Annotated in this window: 16 protein-coding genes; 10 read left to right on the top strand and 6 right to left on the bottom strand. The window is 69.2% G+C overall.

What is annotated here, in order from left to right; all coding sequences use genetic code 11:
- Positions 1-42: 42 nt before the first annotated feature.
- The 5 genes from KBI44_08505 to KBI44_08485 all read left to right on the top strand — a co-directional run bounded on the left by KBI44_08505 (position 43) and on the right by KBI44_08485 (position 5,445).
- Positions 43-1,344 carry a P-loop NTPase gene (locus KBI44_08505; protein ID MBP9144510.1) on the top strand — a complete coding sequence of 434 codons (1,302 nt, stop codon included), beginning with the start codon at positions 43-45 and terminating at the stop codon, positions 1,342-1,344.
- A gap of 103 nt (positions 1,345-1,447) precedes the next feature.
- On the top strand, positions 1,448-2,824 hold the full coding sequence (gene rimO / locus KBI44_08500; GenBank protein MBP9144509.1) for a 30S ribosomal protein S12 methylthiotransferase RimO: 1,377 nt from the start codon (positions 1,448-1,450) through the stop codon (positions 2,822-2,824).
- 5 nt (positions 2,825-2,829) lie between these two features.
- Complete coding sequence (locus KBI44_08495) at positions 2,830-3,813, top strand: bifunctional riboflavin kinase/FAD synthetase (protein MBP9144508.1); 984 nt, start codon at positions 2,830-2,832, stop codon at positions 3,811-3,813.
- Positions 3,814-3,867: 54 nt separating this feature from the next.
- Entirely contained in the window at positions 3,868-4,197 is a 330-nt protein-coding gene (gene trxA / locus KBI44_08490; GenBank protein ID MBP9144507.1) for a thioredoxin, read from the top strand.
- A 9-nt stretch (positions 4,198-4,206) separates the two neighbouring features.
- A complete protein-coding gene (locus KBI44_08485; protein MBP9144506.1) occupies positions 4,207-5,445 on the top strand; it encodes an aminopeptidase P family protein in 1,239 nt (412 codons plus the stop codon).
- 31 nt (positions 5,446-5,476) lie between these two features.
- Here the strand turns inward: KBI44_08485 and KBI44_08480 are convergent, their stop codons facing one another.
- From KBI44_08480 to KBI44_08460, 5 genes are read right to left on the bottom strand one after another with little or no spacing between them, the layout of a single operon-like run.
- On the bottom strand, positions 5,477-6,601 hold the full coding sequence (locus KBI44_08480) for a HAMP domain-containing protein (GenBank protein ID MBP9144505.1): 1,125 nt from the start codon (positions 6,599-6,601) through the stop codon (positions 5,477-5,479).
- Positions 6,598-7,305, bottom strand: coding sequence for a response regulator transcription factor (locus KBI44_08475; protein ID MBP9144504.1), 708 nt, complete (start codon positions 7,303-7,305; stop codon positions 6,598-6,600). Before KBI44_08475 ends, KBI44_08480 begins: the two co-directional genes overlap by 4 nt.
- The gene (locus tag KBI44_08470; protein MBP9144503.1) at positions 7,283-7,858 is read right to left on the bottom strand and encodes a VanZ family protein; all 576 of its coding nucleotides are present in this window, start codon (positions 7,856-7,858) and stop codon (positions 7,283-7,285) included. The genes KBI44_08475 and KBI44_08470 overlap by 23 nt, the downstream gene beginning before the upstream one ends.
- Positions 7,855-8,919, bottom strand: a complete 1,065-nt coding sequence (locus KBI44_08465; protein MBP9144502.1) for a tetratricopeptide repeat protein — start codon at positions 8,917-8,919, stop codon at positions 7,855-7,857. Before KBI44_08465 ends, KBI44_08470 begins: the two co-directional genes overlap by 4 nt.
- Before the next feature lie 3 nt (positions 8,920-8,922).
- Entirely contained in the window at positions 8,923-9,600 is a 678-nt protein-coding gene (locus tag KBI44_08460) for a hypothetical protein (GenBank protein MBP9144501.1), read from the bottom strand.
- Between the two features lie 139 nt (positions 9,601-9,739).
- Here KBI44_08460 and KBI44_08455 point away from each other — a divergent pair, with 139 nt between their 5' ends.
- The 4 genes from KBI44_08455 to KBI44_08440 are packed head-to-tail and all read left to right on the top strand — an operon-like array spanning position 9,740 to position 14,055.
- The gene (locus KBI44_08455) at positions 9,740-12,151 is read left to right on the top strand and encodes an ATP-binding protein (GenBank protein ID MBP9144500.1); all 2,412 of its coding nucleotides are present in this window, start codon (positions 9,740-9,742) and stop codon (positions 12,149-12,151) included.
- A gap of 46 nt (positions 12,152-12,197) precedes the next feature.
- Entirely contained in the window at positions 12,198-12,821 is a 624-nt protein-coding gene (locus tag KBI44_08450) for a sigma-70 family RNA polymerase sigma factor (GenBank protein ID MBP9144499.1), read from the top strand.
- Complete coding sequence (locus tag KBI44_08445; protein ID MBP9144498.1) at positions 12,818-13,267, top strand: hypothetical protein; 450 nt, start codon at positions 12,818-12,820, stop codon at positions 13,265-13,267. The genes KBI44_08450 and KBI44_08445 overlap by 4 nt, the downstream gene beginning before the upstream one ends.
- Positions 13,264-14,055: a PDZ domain-containing protein gene (locus tag KBI44_08440; GenBank protein ID MBP9144497.1), complete on the top strand. Its 792-nt coding sequence runs from the start codon at positions 13,264-13,266 to the stop codon at positions 14,053-14,055. Before KBI44_08445 ends, KBI44_08440 begins: the two co-directional genes overlap by 4 nt.
- Positions 14,056-14,078: 23 nt before the next feature.
- Here KBI44_08440 and guaB read toward each other — a convergent pair whose 3' ends face one another.
- Positions 14,079-15,554 carry an IMP dehydrogenase gene (gene guaB / locus KBI44_08435; protein MBP9144496.1) on the bottom strand — a complete coding sequence of 492 codons (1,476 nt, stop codon included), beginning with the start codon at positions 15,552-15,554 and terminating at the stop codon, positions 14,079-14,081.
- Positions 15,555-15,654: 100 nt separating this feature from the next.
- Here guaB and KBI44_08430 point away from each other — a divergent pair, with 100 nt between their 5' ends.
- Positions 15,655-16,284: a DUF1579 family protein gene (locus KBI44_08430; protein MBP9144495.1), complete on the top strand. Its 630-nt coding sequence runs from the start codon at positions 15,655-15,657 to the stop codon at positions 16,282-16,284.
- The last annotated feature ends 69 nt before the right edge of the window (positions 16,285-16,353 follow it).

Here is a 16,353-nt window from a genome sequence, read left to right as displayed (position 1 = left end):
CGCTCTGGCCGGTTTCGGCGGCGGGAGATAAGCTCATCTACCGTGCCCAAGCGAATCATACCTGTCGCATCCGGCAAGGGCGGCGTCGGCAAGACGACCTTCGCGGTCAACTTCGCGCTGGCACTTTCGCGGTTCGCACCCACGGTTCTGGTCGATCTCGATACCGGCACCTCGTCGGTGCGGAGCTCGCTCGCCGCTCCGGTCACAAGGGATCTCTACCACTTCCACCGCAAGGGCGCGGCGCTCGCCGACTGCATCACACGGCTCGACGCCTCGTTCGACCGGACAGGGCAGTTCCGCCATTTCGGTTTCGTCGCGGCGCCCCGCCACTTCATCGAGGACCTGGGCAACCCGAGCGCCGACTTTCGCCGCCGCCTCTCCGAGGCGATCAACCTGCTGCCGGCCGACTACGTCGTGCTCGACCTGCGCGCCGGTCTCGACGCCAACGTGCTCGACTTCCTGCCGTACACGAACTCCGGGATGCTGGTGGTCACGCCCAACCTGCCGCAAGCGACGCTCGCCGCTTCCGACATCGTCAAGGCGATCCTCTTCCGCACCCTGCGGCTGATCTTCGCCGACGGTTCGGAGGTCTATCGCTTGCCCGGGCTCTCCGACGGTCGCGAGCTCATTCACGACCTGCTCGACCAGGCCGAGGACGTCTACGACGACCGGGTGCAGAACCTCGACGGCGTGATGCGAGAGCTCAAGGAGCTCTTCGGCGACCAGCCGCTGCTGCGCGTCCTCGACTGGGTGATCAGCGACTTCCGGATCCACTACATCCTCAACATGTTCAACGGCGTCGAGGAGAGCGGGCGCTCAGCGATCGACCCGTTCGTGCGCAATATCGCCGAGAACGTCTCTTCCGGCCTGGATATGACCCAGCTCGGCTGGGTCGTCCAGGATCCTCGCATCCACCGCGCGAACTGCTCCGGCATGCCGCTGCTGCTCGATGGCGAGCCCGAGCGCCTCCGGCCGGCTACCGTCGATCCGGTCCTGGCGGAGCTCGAGGCGCTGCGCTCTTCGATGCTGGGCATCGACCGGCGGGCCGCCGCGCGCCTCACGGCACCGAAGCGCGCCGCGCTGCCGGAGCCGGATCTCGCCGGGATCGAATCGCTCCTCGGCGAGCAGCTCGACTCGTTGCGGGCGATGTTCGCCGACCGCCGCCAGGACAGCGTGCAGCAGAACTTCACCTATGCCGTCTTCCGCGCCCTGAACCTGATGGAGCCGCCGCGCCTGCCGACCGAGTTCGGCATGAGCCGGCTCGCCCCGCCCGAGCGCCTGGTGACCTGGCTCCTGAAACGCATGGCGCTCACCTCGTCGCCCACCCCGCAACTCGTGCGCTGACCGGCCGCCACCGGCCGCCCGCCACTGCAAGCCGGCGCACGCGCGCCCTGCCGCGGTCTCTGCCGCAGCCGGCCGAAGCGCCGTTTGCTAGACTGGCTCGATTGTGGCGACCCCCAGGAACCCCTCCAGCGTCGGTCTGATCAGTCTCGGCTGCGCCAAGAATCGCGTCGACAGCGAGATCCTGCTCGGCGAGCTGGCGCGGCGCGGGCATGCGATCACTCCCGACATGGAGGGCGCCGAGACGGTCATCGTCAACACCTGCGCCTTCATCGACGAGGCCAAGCGTGAGTCGATCGACGCCATCCTCGAAGTGGCGGCGCGCAAGGGCAAGGGGGTTTCGAAGCTCCTGGTGGCCGGGTGCATGGTCAACCGCTTCGGCCAGGAGCTCGCGCGCGATATCCCCGAGATCGACGGCTTCATCTCGCTCGACTCGCTGCTCGACGTCGAGAGGGTCGTCAACCTCGGCGGCGCGGCGCCGCCGCCGTCGCCCTCTCACATGGTCTTCGACCACACCGCGCCGCGCCTGCTGACGACGCGCGGCTACGCCTATCTCAAGGTGGCCGAGGGCTGCAACAACCCCTGCACCTTTTGCGCGATCCCGCTCTGGCGCGGCCGCTTTCGCAGCCGTTCCGTGGAGAGCCTGGTCGAGGAGGCCCGCGGGCTCGAGGCGCGCGGGGTCGGCGAGCTCTGCCTGATCGCCCAGGACACGACGCGCTACGGCGAGGACCTCGACTACGGCAAACACGGGCTCACGCGCCTGGCAGAGGCGCTGCTCGCTTCGACCGGCTTCAAGTGGATCCGCTTCCTCTACGCCTATCCGACGACCCTCGACGAGCAGCTGCTCAAGCTGATGGGGGAGGAGGAGCGGCTGGTGTCGTACGTCGACATGCCGCTCCAGCACAGCCATCCCGACATGCTCAAGGCGATGCGCCGGGGTGGCAGCGCCGAGCGCTACACGCGGCTCCTCGAGCGCGCCCGCGAGCTCGCGCCGGACATCTTCCTGCGCACCACCTTCATCGTCGGCTTCCCGGGCGAAACCGACGAGCATTTCGATCACCTGCTCGACTTCGTGAAGCGCAGCCGGTTCGACCACCTCGGGGCGTTCGTCTACAGCGCCGAGCCCGGGACGCCGGCGGCGGAACTGGCCGATCCTGTGCCCGCCGCCGTCGCCCGGCGCCGCCACCGGCGGCTGCTCGCGGCACAGAAGCCGATCGCGCTCGCGCGCCGCAAGGCGCTCGTCGGCCGGACCTTCGACGTGCTGGTGGAGGGGGTCTCGCCGGAGACCGAGCACCTCCTCGAAGGGCGTCACCACGGCATGGCACCGGAGATCGACGGCCGGCTGCTGATCAACGACGGCTCGGCTCCGGCCGGGACTTTCGCCCGGGTCGAGATCACCGACGCTTTCGCCAGCGACCTGGTCGGCCGGATCGTCGGTCCGGTGGATACCCCCGGAGTCGAGATCGCGGCATCGGTGGCCTGAGCCCGATGCAGGTTGTCGCTGACGCGTTCGGTCCCTGCGATCTGCCCTCTCCGGCGGTGGTCACCGTCGGCAACTACGACGGCATCCATCGCGGGCAGCGCGCCGTGCTCGATCGCGTCGTGGCCCGCGCCCGGGCTCTCGGGCTGCCGGCTGTTCTGGTGACCTTCGAGCCCCACCCCCTCACCGTTCTCGCCCCCCATCTGGCGCCCGCGACGCTTCTCACCCGCGAGCAGAAGGTCCAGCTCCTGGCGGCGGCCGGGGTCGACCTCATGGCGGTCATTCCCTTCACCGCAGAGTTCGCCGCGACGCGGGCCGAATCGTTCGTCCGCGAGTTCCTGGCCGGTCGGCTGGGCGTCCGCGAGCTCTACGTCGGCCGCCAGTTCGCCTTCGGCAAGGACCGCGAGGGCGACCTCGCCCTCCTCGCCCGGCTCGGCGCGGAGCTCGGGTTCGCCGTCCACGGGCTGGAGGAGGAGCGCGCCGACGGCCATCCGGTCTCGTCCACCCGGATCCGGCGGGCACTCGCCGAGGGGGAGGTCGAAGTGGCGGCCGAGCTCCTGGGGCGCCCCTACAGCCTGACGGGCCGGATCGTCGAAGGGGACCGCCTGGGGCGGCGCCTCGGCTGGCCGACGGTGAACCTGGCGCCCGAAGGCGAACTCCTTCCGCTGGAAGGGGTTTACGTCACAGGAGTCCGCTTCCTGGGGAGCGAAGAGCCGGCCGGAACCTTCGACTCGGTGACCAACCTGGGCCGCCGGCCGACGGTGGACGGCAGCCGCCGGCGGGTCGTCGAAAGCCATATCCTGGACTTCGACCGCGACGTCTACGGCGCCCGGATCGAGCTCTTCTTCCGCAAGCGGCTGCGGGATGAGATGCTCTTTGCCTCGGTAACCGAGCTTTCGGCCCAGATCGGACGGGACGTTTCCCTCAGCCGAGAATACTTTGCCCTCCTCCGGCGTTCTCATGGGAGCACCGGACGAGGTTCGGCGATCTGAGATCGCGCAGAAACTCGCCAGATCCGTGTTTTTCAACAGAAAGGGACCAAAGCAATGGCCAGCAGCAAGATCGTGACGGTCGACCAGAAGAACTTCCAGTCCGCCGTCCTCCAGTCCACCAAGCCGGTTCTGATCGATTTCTGGGCCAGCTGGTGCGGCCCGTGCCGGATGGTGGCGCCTCTGCTCGACGAGCTCGCTGACGAGCTCGACGGCAAACTCCAGATCGCCAAGGTCAACGTCGACGAGAATCAGGAGCTCGCCATGCAGTTCCGGATCTCGAGCATCCCCGCCTTCCTGCTGTTCAAGAACGGGGAGGTCGTCGAGCGTGCCGCCGGCGCGATGCCGAAGGCGATGTTCAAGAACCTCGTCGCCGAACACATCTGACCGTTTGACTTGAACGGCGACCGGGATCGTCGCAACGCCGGCTTCCAGGCGCTCCTCGGAGCGCTCGAGGCCAGGGCTTTGGTGCTGCTCTCGGCGGCCGGCGACGATCCCGAACGGTCTTTTTTCGTTCATCCAGCGAAGCTCGGGGAGGCGCTCGTCGTGGTGCCGGCGGGGACTGGACGGTCGCCCCGCCTGGGCTACCTGACGCCGATGGAGCGCGACGAAGCCGCCGCCACCGGCCTCGAGCTGCTCTCGCCGGACGACCTCGATGTCGCGCGCTGGTCGCGCGACAGCCCGCAGCCCGGGGCCTTCCACGCCAATCTGCTCGCCCAGGCCCTGCAGCGCTCCGGCGTCGCGCCGGGGCGGATCGCACTCGCCGGCCGGCTGCCGTTCGGACTGGCACACGAAGTTCTCGAGCGGCTCGGCAGCGAGGGCTGGAGCTTCGTCTCGGCGAGCGCGGGCCTGCTCGCCATCCGCAAGAGAAAGACCGCAGGCGAGCTCGCAGAGATCCGCCGGGTCGCCGGCGTCACCTGTGAGGCCATCCGCTGGGTGGCCGGTTGCCTCGCCGGTGCGACGGTCCGCGATCGCGAGCTTTGGCGCGAGGGCGAGGCGCTTTCGGTCGGGCGCCTCAAGGCCGGGATCGCTGCCGTCTTCGCCGCCGCCGGCCTCGAGCAGCCGCGCGGCAATATCGTGGCGCCGGGCGGCGAGGGCGGCGTGCCCCACAGCTCGGGAAGTCCGGAGCGGGTCCTGCGGGACGGCGAGACGCTGGTTGTCGATCTCTTCCCGCGCGGCGGCCTGTTCGCCGACTGCACGCGCACCTTCTGCTTCGGCGAACCGCCGCCGCGAGTCGCGGCGGCGTTCGCGGCGGTGCACGAAGCCCTGCAGCAGGCGCACGCTGCGGCCCGGCCCGGAGCACGCGGGTGGGATCTCCAGGTGGCCGTCTGCGAGGCGTTCACCGCCAGGGGCTACGCGACCCCGCTCTCCGAGCCCGGGACGCTCCAGGGCTATGTCCACGGCCTCGGACACGGCGTCGGCTTCGAGCTCCACGAGTCTCCGAGCTTCAAACGCCACGCCGAAGAGGAGGGCCGGCTCGAGATCGGCGACGTTCTGACCCTCGAGCCCGGCCTCTACGACCCCGACCCGGCCACCGGCTTCGGCATCCGCCTCGAAGACCTCGTCCACCTGGACGAGGCGCCCGAGAACCTCACCCCTCTGCCCTACGACCTCGATCCCCGGGCCTGGGTCTGAGGACGGGACCTCGCCCGCTGAGGAGAGCTTCCTAAGAGCGGGGAGGCAGCGGGGCGGGCGCGGCCTGGAAGGCGAGTACGAATCGGGCCCCCCTGGCCGTCGAGGCTTCGACCCAGACGCGGCCGTTGGAGGCGGAGACCAGGCCCCGGACAATGGCCAAACCCAGCCCGGTTCCGCGGGAGGCCGATCCGCCATCGTGCTGGGTGGTGAACTGGCGCTCGAAAATGGTCTCTCGAATCTCGAGCGGGACACCTGGGCCCTCATCCTCGACGACGAGTCGGAAGTCCTGCTTCCCCTGAAGGATCTCCACCCGGATCTCTGCCCCTTGGGGAGAGAACCGGATCGCGTTCTCGAGCAGGCCGAAGAGGATCCGATGCACGCGGTCGCCATCACCCGAAACGAGCGCCCGATCCATCGACGCGGGACCGATCACGCGCAGGCCTTTCCGCTGTAGGAGGGGCTGTGCGGAGTTCAAGACAGAACGCGCCACGGCCACCAGGTCCACAACCTCGCTCGCCGGCTGCGGTCGGCCACCTTCCATCCGGGACAGCTCGAGAATTCCGGCGACCAGGCGTTCGAGCCGTTCGGACTCGGTGACGATGTTGTCGACGAATCGTGCCCGGTCCTCCTCGCTCAACTGTCTGTCCGAGAGGATTTCAGCGGCTCCACGGATGGCGGCCAGCGGAGTCCTGAGCTCGTGACTGAGGTTGACCGAGAACCGGGCCGCTTCCTGCGCCTTGTGTTCGAGCGTCTGCACGCCGTTATCGAGCGCCCGCGCCAGGTCGCCGATCTCGTCCGGGCGATCGCGCTCGAGCGGAATCTCCCAGGGGGTTCGTCCGGCCGTGCGAGCCCGACGCGCCAGGTTGGCGAGCGGATCGACGACCGTCCTGCGGAGATAGGCCACCGTCCCCGCCAACACCAAGAGGCTAGCGACCAGGGTCAGCGCCAACTTGAACCGGACCTCGCGCTGGGCTTCCATCAACGTGGCTTGCCCTGCTGCTGGCAGCGACTCCCAGCGTTCGCCCGAGGTGAATTCGGCGATGAAATACCAGCCCCCCGTGGGCAGGATCATCAACAGGAAGAGCGCCGCCATCAAGCGGCGGCTGATCGGGCGGCGCGCCTGCGCGGGCACCGGGGGCCGTCGGGCCGTGGTCACTCGATTCCCCGGGCTCGATAGCCAACCCCGAACACCGTTTCTATCGGATCCGCCGCAACATCGACCAACTGGAACTTCCGCCGCACGCCCTTCACATGCGAATCGATCGTCCGGTCCGAAACCAGCGCCTCGCCGCGATAGACGCGTTCGACCAGTTCGTCGCGTGAGTAGACGCGATGGGGGACCTTGAAGAGGAGATAAAGGAGGTCGAACTCGATGCGCGTCAGCGGTACGGCGACGTCGCGCAACGTGGCCAGATGGGGTCCGGGGTCGACGCGCACGGCGCCATGCATGACGGCAGGCGCACCCCTCTCCGGTTCCGGGTGGACAGATCGGCGCAGGATGGCTCGTACCCTCGCGACCAGCTCCCGGGGCGAGAACGGCTTGACCACGTAGTCGTCGGCCCCGCTCTCGAGACCGATCACCCGATCCACCTCGTCGTCCCGGCAGGTGAGAATCAGCACGGGAATATCGGACCCGGCGGACCCGGCGGACCCGGCGCGGACCCGGCGGCAAAACTCCATCCCGTCGCCGTCCGGGAGACCGAGGTCGAGCACCAGGAGGTCGACGGACCGGGCGTCGAGGAGGCGCCTCGCCGCGGCGAGCGTTCCCGCCACCTGGACCAAGAAGCCCGCCTTCTTCAACGCGAAGACCACCACGTCGACCACGGCGGGCTCGTCGTCAATCACCAGGATTCGGTTCATCCCCCTCCTTTCCTGGCAACCAACCCAGCCGGTTGTGCAACGCCTCCTCGGCGACGATCGCGAGGAAAGCCGCCACCGAGTTGATCATCATGTCCCGTGCATCGCAGACCCGGTCCGGCGTGACGCCCTGCAGCACTTCGTCCAGGACTCCGGCTACGGACGCCAGGGCCACGGCGCCGAGAACCTGGCCGCGCGGCTCGAAATGCCAAGCCAACGCTCTGCGGCAGAGGAGAGCCAGGAGGCCGTACTGAAGAAAATGGATACGCTCTTCGGGCACTGCGAGGCCGAGGACGAGGCTCCCGGTCACCAGCGCCAGGAGAACCAGCGCCAGGAAGGCGATTCGATCCGATAGCCTGACGTCGAAGACGACGTGATAGACGAGCCCGACCACCGCGGCGAAGTAGAGAAGCGTCACCGACGTGCCGAGGAGATGCTGCTCGCGCAGCCCCACGACGATGTCACGCGCGAACGGTACGGATGCGAAGAGGACGGCGACGTAGATGCCCACCAGCACCCAGGTTCGAGCCGCGCTCGATCTCAGATGGAGTTTCATCGGTTTTCGAGGTTCGCTCCTCGGAGATTCAGATCGAGTCGAATCGCACCCGGCTCCTGCTCCTGACCCAACAGCGCCCGGCGAGCGGTGACGTTGGTCGGGTCCAACGCTAGCGCCAATTCGAGCGCCTTGCGAGCCTCGCCTTCGCGCCCGCGTTCCCGGAGTGCCAGACCGCGCACGACGAGCGGCTCGACGCTCTCCGGATCGAGAGCCGCGACCTTTGCTGCCAACCGCTCAGCTGCCTGAGGATCGCCAGCGCGAAGCGAACGCCACGCCTTCGCGAGCGCCACCTCGCTCCAGGCTGAATGGCCGGGGTAGTCGGCCAGAAATCGCTCCTCGACGCGGTGGAGCTCCGACCAGTTCTTCCTCGAGGCCAGGTGGCGACGCAGGGTCAGGGCCTTGTTCGCGGTGTCTCCAATCCCGGCGAGGGCAACCACGCTGTCGGAGAGGTCCGAGTCGTCCGACTGGAGAACCGCCGCCAGTACCCTCTCGGACAGTTTCTCTTCCTGACTGGAGTCTCCTGGAACGGTTCGCAACCACTGGGCGGCGAGATCGGGGTCCTGACCCTCGAGACACTCGCCGACCAGGGCGAGTCGCCAGGCGCCCGGCAGGTCTGGGAATTCGGCGGGCTCTGCCTTCCTGGCGACCCAGGCCTCGACGGCTGCCTCTACGGTCGTGGGATCCGCGCCGCCGCGCGCGTCCAGCGCCAATAGAATCGGCAGGGCCTCCGCCAGGCGCCCGAAGCGGATCAAGAGGCGGGCCTTGAGGTTGAGAAACCGGTCGTCCCGTTTCGCGTCGGCGGGGAATCGATCGAGCAGCACTTTCGCCTCCCAGGCGAGGTCTGCCCCAATGAGGACTTCGGCCAACCGCGTCACTGCTTCGACGTCGCTGGGGTCGTAGCCGACTGCCGTCTTGAGCTGGGCAATCGCGCGCGGCAGGTCGCCTGCCTTGGCGGCCGCGTCGGCCTGTGCGAAGAGCGCCGCCTGCCGCTCAGCTGGAGAGAGGCAGGCAGCGCCGATCAGCAGCACGCAGAAGAGAAACCAGCGGTGGCACCGGATCATGGGCTAGCTTCCCATCATCCCGATGATGTGTTTGAAGATGTTGCCGTCGAGATTCCGAAACAGCTCGAAGCCGAGAGTTGGCGATCCGATGAAGGGTCTGAGTACCCACGCGAGCTGCGCGCCGACGACCGCATGGATCACGAAGTAGAGCAGCAGCGCCTTGGCGGTGCCCCGCTTCTGCTCCGGATCACAGAGCTTGCGATAGCCCGCCCTCAGGCGCGCCAGCCCCACGAACCCGCCGGCCGCTCCCACTCCGAGCGCCAGGAGCTGGGCGAGCTTGTAGTGCCGGGTGGTTCCGATCAGGAAGAATAGCGGCAGCGAAAACGAGGCCCAGACCACCGCCGTCGAGGAAAGCGCGGTCGCCTGGAGTGCCAGAGACTGCGCGAGAGAGAGCGCTTTTGGGGCCCGCAAGACCTGCACTGCGTGAAATGTCGGAAAGCAGAGAGCGGCGCTTCCGAAGAGCAGGAGCGGCAACTTCACCGCCGAGCTCGCGACCTGGATCCAGGACTGGTCGTAGGTTCCCAGCGTCACCCCGAAGAGCGCCGCCGCGGCTGCCCCCCAGAAGAGCGCCTGGCGGGTGGTCCGACCGAGGTCTCGGTCTTCGCCAATCTGGGAGAGGACGCTCGTTTCGTCACGCAGGACCGCTTCGGGAAAGGTGAGAGTCGAAGTCGCGTTGTGCATTCTGGTCTCCTGGCTGAGAGCTGCTGCTGTTGCCGAAACCCTAGCGAGGAGAGATGGAGAACTTGTGGAGGCGGCGGGGAGGATCGGAGAAAGTCCCCCTGGCCTCGGTTAGGATTCATTCCAGCTGGGGGAGGTCTGCATGCAGGATTTCGAGAAGCTCGGACTGTTCTATCTCGGCCGGCCGGTCGATGCGGCGACGGGGGAGGTCCGCGAGGAGCCGCTGCTCTACGATTCGCGCGATCTGGTGACTCATGCCGTTTGTCTCGGTATGACCGGGAGCGGCAAGACCGGGCTGGGGATCGCCCTTCTCGAGGAGGCGGCGATCGACGGCGTGCCGGCTTTGGTGATCGATCCCAAGGGGGATCTCACCAACCTGATGTTGACTTTTCCCGGCCTCTCCGCGGCCGAGTTCGAGCCCTGGGTGCAGGAGGAGGAGGCGCGCCGCAAGGGCCAGGACGTTCCGGCCTACGCCGCGGCGGAGGCGGCGAAGTGGAAGAAGGGGCTCGCCTCCTGGGGCCAGGACGGCGAGCGCATCCGGCGCCTCCGGGCGGCGGCGAGCTTCCGCATCTTCACTCCGGGCAGCAACGCCGGCGAGCCGATCTCGATCCTCGCGACCTTTGCCGCACCGCCGCCCGAGCTGGTGGAGGACGCCGAGCTCTTCGGCGACCGCGTGCAGTCGACCGCGACGAGCCTCCTGGGACTGGTCGGCATCGCCGGCGATCCGCTGCGCAGCCGCGAGCACATCCTGGTCTCGTCGCTCCTCGACCGCGCCTGGCGCGACGGCAGGAGCTACGACCTCGCACAGCTCATCGCCGACGTGCAGAAGCCGCCGCTCGACAAGGTGGGCGTGCTGCCGCTCGAGAGCTTCTACCCCGCAAAGGAGCGCTTCGAGCTGGCGATGACCGTGAACGCGCTGCTCGCCGCGCCCGGCTTCGAGGTCTGGCTCAAGGGCACGCCGCTCGACGTGCAGCAACTGCTCTACACCGCGGATGGCCGGCCGCAGATCGCCGTGCTGTCGATCGCCCACCTCTCGGACGCCGAACGGATGTTCTTCGTCTCGCTGCTGCTCAACCAGACGCTCGCCTGGATGCGCACCCGGCAGGGCACGAGCAGCCTGCGCGCGCTGCTCTACATGGACGAGATCTTCGGCTACCTGCCGCCGACCGCGAATCCGCCGTCGAAGAAGCCGATGCTGACGCTCCTCAAGCAGGCGCGGGCGTTCGGCCTCGGCGTCGTCCTCGCGACCCAGAATCCGGTCGATCTCGACTACAAGGCGCTGTCGAACATCGGCACCTGGCTGCTCGGTCGTCTGCAGACCGAGCGCGACCTGGCGCGTGTCCTCGACGGCCTCGAGGGGGTCGCCGGCGGCATCGACCGCCAGGAGCTGTCGCGGATTCTCGCCGGTCTCGGTCAGCGCCGCTTCCTGCTGCACAACGTCCACGAAGAGAGGCCGGTGCTGTTCGAGAGCCGCTGGGCGATGTCGTACCTCGCCGGACCCCTCACTCGCGACCAGATCCGCAGGCTCAAGGGGAACGGCGCGGGGCCGGCCGCGACTGCCGCCGTTCCGCCAGCCAGTGCGACGGCAGCGACGAGAGCGACGGGAGCGACGGGAGCGGTCGAGGCGAGCGAAGCGACCGGCGCCGGCGCAGCGCCGATTCTGCCGGCGCAGATCGCGGTGCTCTTCGCCGGCGCCGCCGGGAGGGCTGAGAGCTACGGCGCCGCGATCCTCGGCCAGGGGAGGGTGCACTTCCAGAGCCCCGATGCCGGCTGGAGCTTCACGCGTGAGGTGGCGCGGGCGCTGCCGATCGCTGGCGCAGAGGCCCTCATGGTCGACTGGGCGGGCGCGGTGCCGATCGAGGCCAGCGGGCTCTCGGAGACCGTTCCGCCGGGGGCCGGGAGCTTCGCCCCACTGCCGGCCGAGGCCACCCGGCCGAAGAGCTACGACAGCTGGGCGAAGTCGTTCAAGGACTTCCTGGCGCGCGGCGAGGAGCTGGTCCTTTTCACGAGCAAGGAGCTCGACCTGAGCTCGAAGCCCGGCGAGAGCGAAGGGGAGTTCCGGGTCCGGCTGGCGGACCAGGCTCGCCTGCGCCGCGACGCGGAGGTCGACAAGGTGAAGGCGCGCTTCGCTGCGAAGTTCACCGCGCTCGAGGAGCGTATGCGGCGCGCCCAGGCCAAGGTGGTCGAGCAGCAGTCGCAGGCCACGGCGCACAAGTACGCCACCGCCGCCTCGGTCTTCGGCGCCGTCGCCGGCGCGCTCTTCGGCCGGCGCAAGCTCTCGACGTCGACGCTGACGCGTGCCGCCTCTTCGGCCCGATCGGCCTCGCGGTCGATGAAGGAGTCGCGCGACGTCGACCTGGCCGAAGAGGGGGTCGAGGCCGTCCAGGCCCGGATCGCCGAGCTCGAGGCCGAGCTCGCGGCCGCCGTCGCGGAGGTCGAGCAGCGCACCGATCCGCGGACGCTCGCGTTGACGGCAAAGACCCTGAAGCCGAAGAAGGCCGACGTGGAGCTGGTGCGGGTCGGCCTGGTCTGGCTGCCGCAGCCTCGGGCCTGAGGCGACCGCCGGGAACCAAACTCCTCGCCGCGCGTTGGTAGGGATGATGAGCGCTCTCGACGCCGCCCTGCCCGACACGACGGTCGACCTCGACGCCCGGGCGATGGCGCTTTGCCGCGCGGGGGACTGGGAGGAGTTCGGCCTTCTGGTCGAGCGCCACCGCGATCCGCTGGTGCGCTATCTGGCGCGCCTCGTGGGCGACCGCGACCGGGGCGAGGAGATCGCCCAGGAGGCGTTCGTCCGCCTCTGGCTGGCCCGGCGCCGCTACCGCGAGGAGGGGCGCTTCGAGGCCTACCTCTACAGCATCGGAACCCGTCTGGCCAGAAGCAGCGAACGCCGGCGGCGGGTGCGGCTGCGCGCGCTGTTCGCGGGCCGGCTCGGTCCGTTCGGTTGGCAGAGCAGAGGCGGGGAGCGGGCGGCGTTCGAGGAGGCCGAAGCGAGCGAGCGGCTCCTGCGCGAGGAGGCCGAGTCGGAGCTCGCGCGCGCGATCGCGGAGCTGCCGCTCGCCTTCCGCGCGCCGCTCGTCCTCGCGGCGCTCGAGGAGCGACCGATCGACGAGATCGCGGGGCTTCTCGGTCTCCCCGCGGCGACCGTGAAGACGAGGCTCTTCCGCGCCCGGGAGCGCCTGCGTGTTCGCCTGCAGTCCTACTGGAAAGGAGCCGCGCCGTGAACTTTCCGACCGAAGGGGACCGCCGGACGGAGGACGCCGAGAAGCTGTCGCGGGCGATCCGCGAGCTGCCGCAGGCGACCGCCGGTCCCGGTTTCCAAACCACGGTGTTGTCGCGGGCCGCAGGTGCGGCAACGCGCCAGCGCCTCGTGCGGCGGCGCCTGATGTCGCTCTCGGCGGCGGTCTGCGTCGTCGCGGCCAGCCTCGGCACCTGGCGCCTCGAGGTCGTCCGCGAACGTGCCGAGCGCCGGACCGCGCTCATCGAAGAGCATCGCCGCCTGGCGGGCGAGCTCGAGGAGCTCCGCGCCCTCGCCGGGCGGCGATCGTCGATTCGCCTCGGAGGCGATGCCGCGACCGATCTCTACATCGATCTCGCACCGGCGGCGGCAGCAGGACCGGCCGCCACCGGCGGCGAGCGACCTTCCACCCCGACAAGGAGTCACTCATGAACCCGCTGCGATTCCGGATCGTGCACGCTTCGACCTGCCTGGGGGCGCTGGCTCTGGTGCTCGCTGCCGGCGGCAGCGCGCAGTCGTCCCCCACTCCCGAGGCGTCTCGCCCGCCGCGCCCGCCGCGGGAGGCGACAGCACCGCCCGCTCCGCCTGCACCTTTCGCTGCTCCGGGTGCCCCTCGCGCAGCGCAGGCGCCGCGGGCGCCGCGTCTCTCCGGCGGCTATCTCGGCGTCGAGCTCGTCGACCTGACTCCCGAGCTGCGCGAGCATTTCGGAGCGCCGCGCGAGGTCGGCGTCATGGTGGGTCGCGTCGCGCCCGGAAGTCCGGCGGCCCGCGCCGGCCTCGCGGTGGCCGACGTCGTGACCCGGATCGGCGACGAGCCGGTGCACGACAGCTGGGGTTTCGCGGGCGAGGTGAGCTCGCGCGAGGCGGGAGAGAGACTGGCCCTCGCGGTCGTTCGCGCCGGACGGGAGCGGGAGGTCGAGGTGACCCTGGAGCGCCGCGAGCGCGATGCGGTCGATATCGGCCGCTGGATCTTCCCGCCATCGCTGCCATCGCTGCCATCGGCGCCAGCGGCGCCAGCGGCGCCGGGCGCCACGCCGTTCCCCGAGATGGGGCCGGCGTTCGAGCGCCTCGGGCGCCTGCTCGAGAGTCCCGACTTCAAGGAGCAGCTCAAGGCGACGCAGCTGCGCATCGACGCCGAGGTCGAGCAGCGGATGAAGGAGCTCGAGCTCCGGCTGAAGGAGCTCGAGAAGCGCCTGCAGGAGGGTGGAAACCGGCGCTGAATCGCCGGCGCGGCTTCAGTGACTCAGCGGTCGACCCAGTAGTTCGGGGCCTCTTTGGTGATCACCACGTCGTGGGCGTGGCTCTCCTTGAGGCCCGCCGCTGTCACGCGCAGGAATTTCGCGCGCGTACGCAGCTCGTCGATCGTGGCGCAACCCGCGAGCCCCATTCCGGCACGCATGCCGCCGGTGAGCTGGGGGAGCATCGAGTGGACGCTGCCCTTGTGCGGGACCATGCCCTCGATCCCCTCCGGGACGAGCTTCGAGAGGCTCGCTTCGCCCTCCTGGAAGTACCGGTCGGCGCTGCCGCGCGCCATCGCGGAGAGCGAGCCCATGCCGCGATAGGCCTTGTAGGTCCGGCCCTGGTAGAGGATCGTCTCGCCGGGACTCTCTTCGGTGCCGGCGAAGAGCGAGCCGATCATCAGGGCTCCCGATCCGGCGGCGATCGCCTTCGTCAGGTCGCCCGAGAACTTGATGCCGCCGTCGGCGATGATCGGAATGTCGTTCTCGGCGGCGGCCCGGGAACACTCCTGAATGGCGGTGATCTGGGGGACGCCGGCGCCGGTGACGATGCGGGTTGTGCAGATCGATCCCGGTCCGATGCCGATCTTCACCGCGTCGGCGCCGCGCTCGATGGCGGCGCGGGTGCCCTCGGCGGTGGCGACGTTGCCGACCATCAGGGCGACGTCCGGGAAGCGCTGGCGCAGGATCGCCGCCGCGTCGAGCACGCCCTTGCTGTGGGCGTGGGACGAGTCGAGCACCAGCAGGTCCACCTTGGCGTCGACCAGCGCGGCGGCGCGCTCGAGGTACTCGCCCGAGGCACCCACCGCGGCTCCGACCCGCAGGCGCCCGAGCTCGTCCTTGCAGGCGCCCGGATACTCGATCATCTTCTGGATGTCCTTGACGGTGATGAGGCCCTTCAGGCCGCCGGAGCGATCCACTACCAGGAGCTTCTCGATCTTGTGCTTGTGCAGGAGCGCCTTGGCCTCCTCGAGGGTCGTGCCCTCGGGGACCGTGACCAGATTCTCGCGCGTCATCAGGTCCGAGATGCGGCGGTTCAAGTTGCTCTCGAAGCGCAGGTCGCGGTTGGTCAGAATCCCCACGAGCCGGCCCTCGGCATCGGTCACCGGCACGCCCGAGATCTTGAAGTGCGCCATGAGCTCGAGGGCCTCGGAGATCCGCTGCTCGGGGCGCATGGTCACCGGGTCGACGATCATCCCGGCTTCGCTGCGCTTCACCTTGTCGACCTCCGCCGCCTGGAGATCGATCGACAGGTTCTTGTGGATGATGCCGAGACCGCCCTCCTGCGCGAGCGCGATGGCCAGCCGGGACTCGGTCACGGTGTCCATCGCGGCGGAGAGGATCGGGATGTTGAGGTAGATCTGCCGGCAAAGGCGGGTGCGCAGATCCACCTCGTTCGGGTGCACCGACGAGTAGCCGGGCTCGATGAGCACGTCGTCGAAGGTCAGGGCGAGGCGCGGGGCGTTGCGGGGTTCGGTCATCGATTGGGTGGCAGGGGATGTGAGTGCAACCGTCTCGCCCGCCGCGGCTAAGATATCAAAGTCAGGACGGTCCAACAGGGTTCCCGAGAGGAGAGAGGCGATGAAGAGCCGAATCGGAAGTGGCAGGTGGATGCGAACGCTGGTCGTCGTGGTGGCTGTCGCGATGGCGGCGTCCGCGCTGGCGCAGGCGCCGGGCGAACAGCCGATGACCCCCGAGCAGAAGGCGCAGATGGAGGCCTGGATGAAGGCGATGACGCCGGGCAAGGCGCATCAGGACCTGGCCGGGAAGACGGGCACCTGGGAGGGCACCTCGACCATGTGGGATGCGCCGACCACGCCGCCTCAGGTCAGCCAGGTGCGCGCCGAGCGCAAGATGGGGCTCGGCGGCCGGGTGCTCCTCGACAGCTGGAGCGGCACCATGATGGGAATGCCGTTCGAAGGCACGGGGATGACCGGCTTCAACAACGTGGACGGCAAGTGGTGGGGGACCTGGGCCGACAACTTCAGCACGGGTCTGATGACGACGACGGGTACCTGCGACGCCGACCTGAAGAAGGGCTGCACCTTCACCGGAACCTACGTCGATCCGATGAGCGGCAAGAGCCGGCAGAACCGGCAGATCGTCTCCTGGCCCTCCCCCGACGACGAGCGGATGGAGATGTGGGAGAAGGGCGACGACGGCAAGGAGTGGAAGATGATGGAGATCGTGGTGAAGCGCGTCAAGAAGTAGTCGGCACGGTCCCTCGGCGGGGCCCGGGCCGCGCCGAGGGGGGGATTCGCGCCTGGGCGGCGCAGTGTC

This window comes from Thermoanaerobaculia bacterium, assembly GCA_018057705.1.
GTDB lineage: Bacteria > Acidobacteriota > Thermoanaerobaculia > Multivoradales > JAGPDF01 > JAGPDF01.
Note: the sequence above shows the minus strand (reverse complement) of the source record. Positions and strands in the feature narration are given on the sequence as shown.